Genomic DNA, 10,995 nt, shown 5'->3' on the forward strand with positions numbered 1-10,995 from the left:
AAGCCAGCGTGGCAATGCGGTCACCGGGCTTAACTCCCCAATTGAGCAACGCGTTGGCAAGCTGCCGGGTGCGCTTTGCTGCGCCCAACTGAGTTATTCTGTGAATGCTGTTGTCTTCTACCTTACGGCTGACAATTTCCGCCTCCGGGTGATTGACCACCCCAAACTCCATCAGGCCGGAAATCAGCAAGGGGCTTTCCATCATCGGTGCAAGCATTGTTCGCTCCTCTGTTTTATTGTGCGGAACAGGTAATCAAATATCTGTCTGAGAGATTATGTGTTACGTCGCCGGGTGACAAGTCGATTCATGCTCGACTGCGCTGCCAACGGTAAAGCGTAACCAGCGTACTGGCACCAATGATCATGCCCGCGCCCAGCAACTTTCGCGCAGTGATCGCCTCGTCGAGAAATACGCTGCTGCTGATCATGGCGAGCGGAATATAGACATAGTAAATAATGCCGGTAAAAACCGGGGGCAATTCGGTACTCGCCTTCACCCACAGGCCGTGCGCCACCACCGTACAGAGCAGTCCAAGCGTCAACAGCTGCAAATAATCGGTGTTGCTGAGCGACCAGTCGGCCAAGGGCCACAATGGCAGAAAACACAGCAACGCAAAACTGAACTGTCCCCAGGTGCGCTGCAGATTGGACAGTGCCGCCGCGCGCTGGTGCAGCAGAGGCAGACAGGCATAGAGAAAACCACTAACCAGCCCCACGACAATACCTGCCGTAACCGAGTCAGACAGGCTCAGCGAAGGCACCATGACGGCACAGCCCCCCAGGCAGGCAAGCATGGCCAGCCATTCCGCGCCGCGCACCGGTTCGCGATTGAACCACCAGGCCAGCAACAGGTACTGCACCCCGTACGTGGCAATGGCGGTTGCCGCTATTACCGCCGTCGCCATTTTGATACTGGCAAAATAGGTGAGCCAGTGAACGGCAAAAACAGCGCCGATCACCGCCAGCTGCCGCCACTGGTGCGCACGTATCGCGCGTAATCGCGCCGGTGACACGGCAACCAGAATACTGACCACCCCCGCGGCAATCACCAGCCGTGCAATCCCGATAGTGACCTCGTTGGCCGCCGTGGATTTGACCAGCACCGGAACCGCCGACATGGCAACAATCGCGGTGAGTGCTACAAGGATTAGAGATAACGGTGGCAAAGGCTCTCCCACTGGACGCGAGCGAGTGGCTCGCGCAGAATGCGACGATTAACGAAAGCTCGGCATTATATGAATATCGACAGCAAACTGCCCCATGTGGGCACAACCATTTTTTCCGTCATGTCGGCGCTGGCCGCCGATTGCGGCGCCATTAACCTGTCGCAGGGTTTCCCGGATTTCACGGCCAGCGAGTTTCTGCTGGATCGCCTCAATACGCATGCCAGCGCCGGGCGCAATCAGTACGCGCCGATGAATGGCGTGCCAGAGCTGCGCGAGGCGATTGCCGCACTGATCCGCGAATGCTACCACCGCAAGGTCAGCAGCGAGACGGAAATCACCCTGACCTCGGGAGCAACCGAGGCTCTGTTTGTGGCGGTACAGACGGTGATTCGGCCCGGCGACAACGTCATTCTGCTGGACCCCGCCTACGACAGCTACGAACCCGCCATCGCGTTGGCTGGCGGCACCTGTACACGCCTGCCACTACTGCCCCCCGATTACCGCCCCGACTGGCAGCGTATTGAAGACAGCATTACACCCAATACCCGCCTGATCATGGTGAACAGCCCCCACAACCCCACAGCCACGGTGTTTACAGACGATGATTGGCGGCAACTGGAGCGTATTGCCGAACAACATGACCTGTTTGTGATCAGCGATGAAGTGTACGAGCACATTGTGTTTGAAAACGCGCGCAACAGCGCACATTGCTATCCAGCGCTGGCAGAGCGCAGTTTTGTTATTTCCTCGTTCGGCAAAACCTTTCACGTAACCGGCTGGAAGCTGGGTTACTGCGTTGCGCCGCCGGCGCTCAGCCACGAGTTCAGAAAGGTGCACCAGTTTGTCACTTTCACCAGTTTCACTCCGGCCCAGTATGCAGTGGCAGATATGCTAAATGAATGTAGCGCTGAGGTGCATGAACTGGGTGCATTTTACCGCGCAAAGCGCGACTGTTTTGTGAGCGCCATGCAGGGCTCGCGCTTTAACCTCCTGCCGAGCCAGGGCACCTATTTTGTGCTGGCTGACTACAGCGCAATCAGCGATGAAAGCGATCTCGACTTCTGCCAGCGACTGACCCGAGAACACGGTGTAGCTGCCATTCCCCTGTCGGTCTTCTACGAAACCCCACCGCAAAGCCGCGTCATCCGCTTCTGTTTTGCCAAGCGCGAACAGACGCTGCGCGACGCCGCCGAAAAACTGAAAGCTCTATGAACGTTTATGCCCTACAAAGCGCCCTTTACTGGCAACAGCCCGAGCGCAACCGCGAATATTTCGAAGCACTTATCGCCGATTGTGCCGCCAATCTCGACAGGCGCGCCGACCTGGTTGTACTGCCGGAAATGTTTACCACCGGTTTTGCCATGACACCGGAAACGATGGCCGAACCTGTGACTCCAGACAGCGGCCCGACCCTCGACTGGATGCGCAGGCTTAGTGCACAGCACAACTGCGCGATTACCGGCTCGGTGGCAGTAAAACAAGACGATCACTACTTCAACCGCCTGTATTGGGTCAGCCCCGAGGGTGAAACCCATTACGATAAGCGCCACCTGTTTCGCATGGCTGGAGAGCACGAGCACTACCGTGCCGGTCGCGAGCGCTGCGTAGTGCCATTTCGCGGGCTGCGCTTCTGTCTGCAGGTCTGTTACGACCTGCGCTTTCCAGTGTTCAGTCGCAATCGCAATGACTACGATGTGCTGGTCTATGTTGCCAATTGGCCCGAACCACGTCGCCACGCTTGGTCTTCGCTGTTAGTTGCGCGTGCTATAGAAAACCTCAGCTTCGCGATCGGGGTGAACCGCGTCGGTGAAGACGGCAACGACATTGCGTATAGTGGTGACAGCGCCATTATTGACTTTAAAGGCCAGCCACTGGCGCAGGCGCGAGAACACCACCCTGAGATTATTTTCGCAACGCTGGAGAAGTCAGAGTTGGAGGCTTTCCGTGAGAAGTTTCCGGCAATGCTCGATGCAGACGAATTTGACTTGCAGATCTAGGTTGCGGAGGTTGCCCGCAATGAACAAAAAATCTCATGACAGCCGCTACAGTACCATTCGCTCTGTAGCGGCTGTCGGAGTTACGACCTGATCTAGAAGCGGTATTTGAATTCCGCTCCCACCACACGCCCTTTGTTCAGCGGAGAGAATGTCGCGCCTGCCGCAAAGGGTAGCTGGGTATCGCCGCCCTCGGTAGCTTCGTCGCGCAGGTTTTTACCATAGATTGACACGGTCCAGTCGCCGGAGTTGGGTGTCAGAGCCACCGATGCATCCACCATATTAGCATCGTTCAGTGTGCCTCGATTGTTATCGGTGTAGGCCGACTCATCGCGGTGGCTGTAACTGATCTGCGATGTAATAAAACCAAAGTCTCCGACATCTTGATCATGAATCAGGGCAAGACTTCCAGTGAATGGAGCCAGACGCGGAAGATCCAGCGCCTCATCCTTGTCGTTCAAAGTACCATCGCCATTCAGATCAAATTTGACATCGGTATATTCTCCCTCTGTGTAACCCAGTGCCAGATTGACAATCAGGTTTGGCATTACCGCATAGCGCCCTTCCACCTCCACGCCCCATATTTCGGCGTCGGCTGTATTCTGAATAACCTGCACCACCCCGGAGATCGGGTCGGACAGATTGATTTCTCGCTGCATGTCTTTCACTTCGTTGTAAAACACCGCAACATTCAGTCGCCCACGATTGTCGGCGGTATCATGCTTGACACCAAACTCCACCGAGCTTTGCTTTTCCTCATCAAATGGTCCAGGAGGGGTAGTCGGCGACGTATTACGTAAGTTGTAGCCGCCGCTTCTGAAGCCCTTGGTGTAGAAACCGTAGACCTTTGTAAGCTCATCTGCCTGCCAGCTGAAGCCCAGTTTGGGAGTAATGTTGCTCCAATCTTCTTTCGCCGGATCGCCTGAGGCGACCGTAAAATCGTAAGCGCAGTTGCCGCCAATAACATCACACTGACCGGCGGGTATGTTGCGTGGATTATTGGTGCCGGGTGTTGTTGAAAGAACCAGTGACCGTATTTTGACTTCCTTTTCTTCCTCGCTATACCGCAGGCCCGCCGTCAGGGTCAACGTTTCCGAAACATCAAAATCCAGTGACGCGAAAACGCCCCAGGTATCGTGATCCTGAATACCCCCGCCGTATTGGTTCACAAGCGTATTAAACGGTGCACCCGCAAACACCAGTCTGTTTTCCTGATATTTAACTTCCTGCTGGAAGTAATACAGACCAGTAGTCAGATACGTCGCATTACCCAGCTGACCGTTGAAGCGAAACTCGTTGCTGACCTGCTCCTGCTGGGTTTCAAAGCCAGCGTGAAACAGTGTTGATGTTGTCGCATCAATATCGCTAACACCAGTGTTGTTGTATTCACGCCAGCCGAGAATGTTGGTGAAGCGGCCTTCAAGGAAGTTCACATCGCGATTAACTTCAACAATGGCCTGATCCCAGCTGTTGTCGTATTCCCCCTTTTCGTTAATCGCGAACTTGAAGTCATCGCGGTCCCAAAAAGCCCGGTTCTGCGCGGCGGGGCCATCGCCTTCGGCTTCACCGTGTTCATAGCGCAGGATAATTTCCGTGTAATCGTCAGGTGTTACGACAAACACCGGACGAATCAGCCGTGTTCTGGCATCGCCGTGGGAGTCATCACCCGCTTCATTTTCAAACCAACCCTCATCTTCATTCATATAGACCGACAGTTTGGCACTGAGCACACCTTCCACCATCGGCCCAGATACAGACGCCGCATAATACTGATTCAGCCCGGTTTCAACCGCGTACTTCGCGCTAGCCTCGAATTCATCACCCGGGAGTTTGGTCCTTACCAATACCGCGCCACCGGTCACGTTACGCCCGAACAGCACGCCCTGTGGACCACGCAGTACCTCTACGCCAGCAAGGTCGAACATGTCGAATACCACGCCGCCGTTGATACCCAGATACATGCCGTCAACAAATACACCCACGGTAGGGTCGATCGACGGAATGGAGCTGTTGATACCCAGGCCGCGAATGGAGAAGTTGGCAACCCCTTTGGTGGTGCCCACATCTTCCAATGCCACATTTGGCATCGAATAACTCAGGCTTTTGAGGTCCCTTACCTTGAGCGCCTCCAGTTGGTCCGCCCCATAGGCGGTAATCGCTATCGGTGTATCCTGAATCTCCTCAGCTGAGGATTTCTTCTGTGCTGTTACCAGCACTTCTTCCAATAACGCTTCGGATGCCCGCTGGGCATGGGCTAAGGTAAATGGGAGGGAACAGGCAACCGCCAAGGCCGCTAATCGAGTTTTCCGCATCATGTACTCCGGTCAACAGAAATTATGGTTATAAAACGCTTCCCCGAAACTGCCTCATCTCTTAAATCAAAGAGATATACGGATTTTTGTAACTAAAATCGTAACTCCTGGCGCGCACCATGAATGTGCACACCGCCTCACTTATACACTCTAGATCAGAAACTGGATTTTTGTAGTTTTTGGTAACAAAAATAAAGGGGGGCTGGGTACGTCCGACGCACGAGAGGCGAGAAGTGTCGCCGCGCGTAACAATGTGCAATAACTATCACACGCCACTACGATACACAATTTAACAATTTGACTCGTAGTGAGGCTGAATCAGACACCCCCTCCGCACTTCTCGTTACACTTGATAATTATCAAGAAAACGAACATCCCCACAGCGCGTCTAATCGAACAGCCGAAGCTGCTGATCACTGCTCATATGATCGGTGTGAAAACGCAGCCCCACCCCCAGCAGCCGCACCGGTTTCTTATAGCGCGCCCAGGCTTCTTCCATCATGCCCTGAAACTCGTGGCTTTCCAGCCCGCCGACCAACTGCCGATCAACCGTCGTGGTTTCAAAATCCTTGCTTTTGAGCTTCACGAAATGGCCGGTAATGGCGCCGCGCCGCGTAAGGTTCGCCAGCCGCTCCTCGAGCTTGGCCAGCAGGTTGGGCAGCTGGTTCAGGCAGGCACGTCGATTGATCAGGTCCTCGGCATAGGTGCGCTCCACGCTCAAGGATTTGCGTTCACGGTTGTTGGCGACCAGCCGCCGATCCTCACCGCGCGCGTAGCGGTAGAGCGTCTCTCCCATGGAACCAAACGCCTGCGCTAGATCAAGCTTGGACCACGGCAGCAGGTCACCGCAGCGCTCGATACCGTGCTGAGAAAGTTTCTTATACATGGCCGGCCCCACACCGTGAATACGACGCACCGGCAGCGCCGCCACAAAATCCTGCACCTGATCCGGGGTGATGGTGGTCAGACCGTCGGGCTTGTCCCAGTCGCTGGCCACCTTGGCCAGAAACTTGTTAGGCGCCACCCCGGCGGAAATGGTGATGCCCACTTCCCGGCTTACAGCCTCGCGAATCGCCCGAGCGATCAGGGTGGCACTACCCTGAAAATGCGGTGAATCGCTGACATCCAGGTAGGCTTCATCCAGCGACAGCGGTTCTACCAGTTCGGTATAGCGGTGAAAAATTTCCCGCACCTGATAGGCAGCCGCGCGGTATTTATCAAAGTTGGGAGGTATCAGCACCAGCGACGGGCACAGGCGTTTGGCGTGGGATGACGGCATCGCCGAACGCACACCGTAGGAGCGCGCCTCGTAATTGCAGGTGGCGATTACGCCGCGGCGGTCGCTGGCGCCACCCACTGCCAACGGAATTCCGCGCAATGCGGGGTCATCACGCATTTCAACCGAGGCGTAAAAACAGTCGCAATCGCAGTGGATGATTTTGCGCACAGAACTTCCCGGATTTTTTCAGGCGAGTATTTCACCACATTCGCCGAGCGCAAGACAAAGACCCGCCTATAGTAAAACAAAAAAAGGCGACCGAAGCCGCCTTGTCCGCTGTGAGGGGCAGTGTTACTGCTCGGCGTTATCACCTTTACCCGTTGAGCGGTCAATCACCATATCAGTGCCCATATGAATAAGGGCTTCGGTAGCGCTACCTTTTTCCGCGCCAGCCTTGCGCGCAGCTGCATCTTTCGCCATATCTCGCAGTGTCTGCTCAGGATTCTGTGGCTCGGTCGCACCATGATCTGAGTCACCGTGTTCGGGCGTATGCTCATCACCTGCTGGGTCATGTGCATGATGATCATGGTCATCATCGTACGGTGGTTTTCCGGCCTCATGTCGGTCGCCTTTGCTTCCCGGCTTACCTTCACTCCAGCCGCGCTTTTCGCCCTGGCCTGCACCCCAGTCGCGTCCGTGAACGCCATCGGGTTTTTTACTTTTCTGTTTGTGCTTGTCTTTTTTATGCTTGTCTTTGTATTTGTCTTTTTTCCGCTCCTGCTCATCCTCCCAGCGCTCCCGAGCCTCCTCTTCTTCATCCTCTCGGCGCTCTTGCTCTTCCTCCCAGCGCTCTCTGGCTTCCTCATCCCGCTCTCTACGGCGCTCACGCTCCTCTTCTCGACGCTCCCGGGCTTCCTCTTCGTCATCTTCGCGGCGCTCTTGTTCTTCCTCCCAGCGCTCCCGGGCTTCCTCATCCCGCTCTCTGCGACGTTCCTGCTCGTCTTCCCACCGCTCCTTCGCATCATCGTCGCGATAACCGTCTTTAGATTTACCTTTGATTTTCTCCGATTTGTCCCGGCGTTGATCTTTGTGGTCATCAGCGAACGTAAAACCCGCCGCAAGTGCGCCTGCCATTAAAAGGATCAGTAAGTTTTTAATCATATGATTGTCGTCCGTATTTGTTTATATCATTCAGCTAATAGTCGAGCGCCGGCTGTATCGCCACAAACCACCGTGAAAAACACCCAAATTAACACCAATTTCAGTTCAGGCTACTCCTATAGAACTGAATCCCAACTGAACAGCGTTCATGTAGAGTACCGAAAAAACCATCGCTGTCGAATGGTAGTGGCCTGCTAACCGTCAACATAGGCATAAACCGGGGTCGGATCGAGTATTTTCTAATCAACGAAAAGTCCGGCACTATTCGTAGATGAGAAGAATTCTTCACTCCGACCCCAGTTTTTAGCGGCCTCCTCCAAATGGACGGGGTTGTTTTTTGTACAGTTGCAGTAGATTTGTCATCATAGGTTAACAAGGCGTAACCATAATAATCAGCGCTGCGCTAACCTGCCTGCAAGCGCCCGGTTTGCGACCATTCCATGACTATCGCCTACGACGGATCGACCCATGACAAAAATATTGCCTTTCATCACCGCACTCGCCGCCTGTACGTTTCTTTTGTCCGGCTGCAAAGATTCCAGCAGCTCGCGCTCCAGTTCGGCCGCGCCACCGGAACAGAATGTGCCACTGTGCGACGGCGATGCGATTACCCCTGAGCGACTGTTCCTGCAGCAACTGGGCAGCGACCGGGTGATCATCAAATGGCGCGGCAATCGCGACGACGACACGCAGGAAGCCACCAGCGTCTGCATTGGCACCAATCCAAACGGCCTGCCGGCCAGCAGTGAAACGGCAGCCGTGGTTACCGAAACCGGTCACAGTGAAGCGGTGATTACAGGTCTGGTGCCGGATACCACCTATTACTACTCCGTGGGCGGCGCTGGTGTCGCCGACCCCAAGCACACCTTCCGCACCGCCCCCGTGAAGGGCGCCTTGCCAGCCGATGGCAATATCCGCGTGTGGATTGTGGGCGATGCCGGTACGGCCAGCTCGCCCTTGCTTGATCGCGGCGACAATGCTGGTGGACAGGCGGCGGTACGCGACGGTTATCACACATGGATTGCCGCCAATGGCGGCGAGCCAGCCGACCTGTTTCTGATGCTGGGCGACAATGCCTACCTCGACGGCACTGACGAACAGCATCAGATCTCGGTATTTGATATGTACACCGATACACTGGCCAGCGTTGGCCTGTGGCCTACGATCGGGAATCATGAGATGGGTAGTTTCGGATTATCACAATCGCCACTGGTTGAGCTCTACACACCGGTAACTGGCGTCGCAGATTTGCCACCCGACTCACCCGTACCCTACTTCAACATTCACACCTTGCCGACCCAGGGTGAAACCGGTGGTGTGCCCAGTGGCACCGAGCAGTACTACTCATTCGACTACGGCAATGTGCACGTCATCAGCCTGGATTCGCAGGTGTCGGCCCGCAGCGAAGCAAACCGCACCGCCATGCTCGAATGGGTAACAGCAGATCTGCAGAGCAGTACTGCCGACTGGACCATTGTGATCTTCCACCACCCACCCTATACCAAAGGCAGCCATGATTCAGACGTCGATGCCGGCGGTGTGGATCAACCGATCTTTGACATGCGGGAACAGTTCAACCCTGTGTTTGAAGCGCACGGGGTGGACCTGGTCTACGGTGGCCACAGCCATTCCTACGAGCGATCTTACTACCTCAGCGGCCATACCGGGCTGTCTGACACCTTTGATCCGGCGATTCACACTGAACTCAACAGTGCCGGCGACCCGGCCAGCGGTCAGGGCGCTGAAGCCTATACGCAGATCACCAAAAGCGGAGCCGACGACAAAGTGGTTTACACCGTTGCTGGTAGCTCCGGGCAAGCCACGGGTATGACTGACCCGGCGGGACACCCCGCACACTTTTTCAGCACCGGTGCTGATCTGGGTTCAGTCGTCGTCGACGTTGACACCACCACACTGACCGCGCGCTTTATCAATGACAAAGGTGAAGTGCTCGACCACTTCATCATCACTCGATAGGGCCTTACCATGACTCGCACACTGACCACCGCGCTGTGCCTGGTATTAAGCATTGCGCCTAGCATGCTGGTTAACGCCGGCCCGTCCGAGGGTCGGATGTTGGGCTTCCTGCACGCGATGACTGACGCCGACCCTGAAAATCCCGTTCTTTACATACGGCGCGCGCACATTTATGCCGAGCTGGCACACTGGGACGAAGCCTTTGCGGATCTCGACAAGGCTGCCAAATTCGGTGAGCCGCTGTCCGCCGCCCTGATCAAGGGTGAATTTTTCAGTCGCATGGGTGAATGGGAAAAGGCGCGCGAGCAGTTCGACTGGGTCATCAGTCGGGAGCCGGATCACTTTCGCGCCCTGCACGGGCGTGCCGAGGCGCAGGCCGCTCTGAAACAGCAGCGTGCGGCGCTGGCAGACTATCTGCACGTGTTTTCGCTTAAACCAGACGCTCCCAGCGGAGACTACCGCAAAGCGGCGAAACTGATGCTGGCATTGCACGGTGCCGACAAAGCCCTGCAACTGCTGGACAACCGTATGGCCGTCACCGGCCCCATTCCGCAACTGCAAAACATGGCGATAGATATCGACGCCGGACGCGGCAACGCAACAGGCGCCATCAAACGCATGTCACGTCTCAGCGAGCCGGAGCGCAGCTCGCCCTTCTGGCACAAACGTATGGCTACGCTCCAGCTGCAAGCAAAGAATCGGGAAGCCGCGAAATATCACCTGGGAGTAGCCGAGCAGTTGCTTGCCGGGCATCGGCGTACGCAGGTCACACAAGCCCTGCTTCGCGACGTAGAAGCGTTAAAAGCCCAGCTCTAAAAACCGGGGTCGGATCGAGTAAAAAATATTCGACCCGACCCCGGTTTTTCAGGCCGCTTCCAAGTGACTGGTATCTTCGCCACCGAAAGCCTCGAGCAGTGCGGGAATGAAGCTGGCCAGTTCGGCGTTCATGATGGAGAAATCCACGTCGAACTGCTCTGCCGCGCTGTCTGTGTGCACGTCTTCAGCGCGCTCCATGATCAGATCACTAAAACGCAGGCGCTTGACGACCAATTGGTCATCAACCATAAATTCCAATCCGCCCGACCAGCTCAGCGCCAGCTTTTTCACCAGCATGCCGCTGTCGATATGATTGAGAATTTCCTTCGACGTAAGCTCCTGATTTTTAC

9 protein-coding genes and 1 pseudogene are annotated in these 10,995 nt (G+C 55.6%); 4 read left to right on the forward strand and 6 right to left on the reverse strand.

Going from position 1 to position 10,995, the window contains the following annotated elements:
- Both ABYP39_RS13965 and ABYP39_RS13970 read right to left on the reverse strand, forming a co-directional pair.
- Window positions 1-217, reverse strand: a pseudogene (locus tag ABYP39_RS13965) (long-chain fatty acid--CoA ligase); the annotation flags it as partial.
- Between the two features lie 88 nt (window positions 218-305).
- Window positions 306-1,166, reverse strand: coding sequence for a DMT family transporter (locus tag ABYP39_RS13970; protein ID WP_372748689.1), 861 nt, complete (start codon window positions 1,164-1,166; stop codon window positions 306-308).
- Between the two features lie 39 nt (window positions 1,167-1,205).
- Between ABYP39_RS13970 and ABYP39_RS13975 the strand changes: the two genes are divergently transcribed.
- Together ABYP39_RS13975 and ABYP39_RS13980 are read left to right on the forward strand one after the other, a co-directional pair.
- Window positions 1,206-2,378 (forward strand): methionine aminotransferase, encoded by a 1,173-nt coding sequence (locus ABYP39_RS13975; RefSeq protein ID WP_372748690.1) that lies wholly within the window; start codon window positions 1,206-1,208, stop codon window positions 2,376-2,378.
- Entirely contained in the window at window positions 2,375-3,163 is a 789-nt protein-coding gene (locus ABYP39_RS13980; protein ID WP_372748691.1) for an amidohydrolase, read from the forward strand. Before ABYP39_RS13975 ends, ABYP39_RS13980 begins: the two co-directional genes overlap by 4 nt.
- 92 nt (window positions 3,164-3,255) lie before the next feature.
- On the opposite strand, the gene ABYP39_RS13985 is transcribed toward ABYP39_RS13980, so the two are convergent.
- The 3 genes from ABYP39_RS13985 to ABYP39_RS13995 all read right to left on the reverse strand — a co-directional run bounded on the left by ABYP39_RS13985 (window position 3,256) and on the right by ABYP39_RS13995 (window position 7,852).
- Window positions 3,256-5,475, reverse strand: coding sequence for a TonB-dependent receptor (locus ABYP39_RS13985; RefSeq protein WP_372748692.1), 2,220 nt, complete (start codon window positions 5,473-5,475; stop codon window positions 3,256-3,258).
- Window positions 5,476-5,860: 385 nt separating this feature from the next.
- A complete protein-coding gene (gene dinB, locus ABYP39_RS13990; RefSeq protein WP_372783106.1) occupies window positions 5,861-6,919 on the reverse strand; it encodes a DNA polymerase IV in 1,059 nt (352 codons plus the stop codon).
- Between the two features lie 123 nt (window positions 6,920-7,042).
- Entirely contained in the window at window positions 7,043-7,852 is an 810-nt protein-coding gene (locus ABYP39_RS13995) for a hypothetical protein (protein ID WP_372748694.1), read from the reverse strand.
- Window positions 7,853-8,320: 468 nt separating this feature from the next.
- Here ABYP39_RS13995 and ABYP39_RS14000 point away from each other — a divergent pair, with 468 nt between their 5' ends.
- Both ABYP39_RS14000 and ABYP39_RS14005 read left to right on the forward strand, forming a co-directional pair.
- Entirely contained in the window at window positions 8,321-9,829 is a 1,509-nt protein-coding gene (locus ABYP39_RS14000; RefSeq protein ID WP_372783108.1) for a metallophosphoesterase, read from the forward strand.
- Window positions 9,830-9,838: 9 nt separating this feature from the next.
- Window positions 9,839-10,645: a tetratricopeptide repeat protein gene (locus tag ABYP39_RS14005; RefSeq protein ID WP_372783110.1), complete on the forward strand. Its 807-nt coding sequence runs from the start codon at window positions 9,839-9,841 to the stop codon at window positions 10,643-10,645.
- 48 nt (window positions 10,646-10,693) lie between these two features.
- On the opposite strand, the gene rdgC is transcribed toward ABYP39_RS14005, so the two are convergent.
- Window positions 10,694-10,995, reverse strand: a 302-nt coding sequence (gene rdgC, locus ABYP39_RS14010; protein WP_372783112.1) for a recombination-associated protein RdgC, incomplete at its 5' end; no start/stop codon positions are given.

The sequence above is a fragment of the Litorivivens sp. genome, assembly GCF_041625495.1.
Classification (GTDB): domain Bacteria; phylum Pseudomonadota; class Gammaproteobacteria; order Pseudomonadales; family Spongiibacteraceae; genus Litorivivens.

Excerpts from the sequence above, each read along its gene's own strand:
- ABYP39_RS13975 (WP_372748690.1), top strand. The coding sequence starts at position 1,206 with ATGCGACGATTAACGAAAGCTCGGCATTATATGAATATCGACAGCAAA.
- ABYP39_RS13980 (WP_372748691.1), top strand. The coding sequence starts at position 2,375 with ATGAACGTTTATGCCCTACAAAGCGCCCTTTACTGGCAACAGCCCGAG.
- ABYP39_RS13985 (WP_372748692.1), bottom strand. The coding sequence starts at position 5,475 with ATGATGCGGAAAACTCGATTAGCGGCCTTGGCGGTTGCCTGTTCCCTC.
- ABYP39_RS13995 (WP_372748694.1), bottom strand. The coding sequence starts at position 7,852 with ATGATTAAAAACTTACTGATCCTTTTAATGGCAGGCGCACTTGCGGCG.
- ABYP39_RS14000 (WP_372783108.1), top strand. The coding sequence starts at position 8,321 with ATGACAAAAATATTGCCTTTCATCACCGCACTCGCCGCCTGTACGTTT.
- ABYP39_RS14005 (WP_372783110.1), top strand. The coding sequence starts at position 9,839 with ATGACTCGCACACTGACCACCGCGCTGTGCCTGGTATTAAGCATTGCG.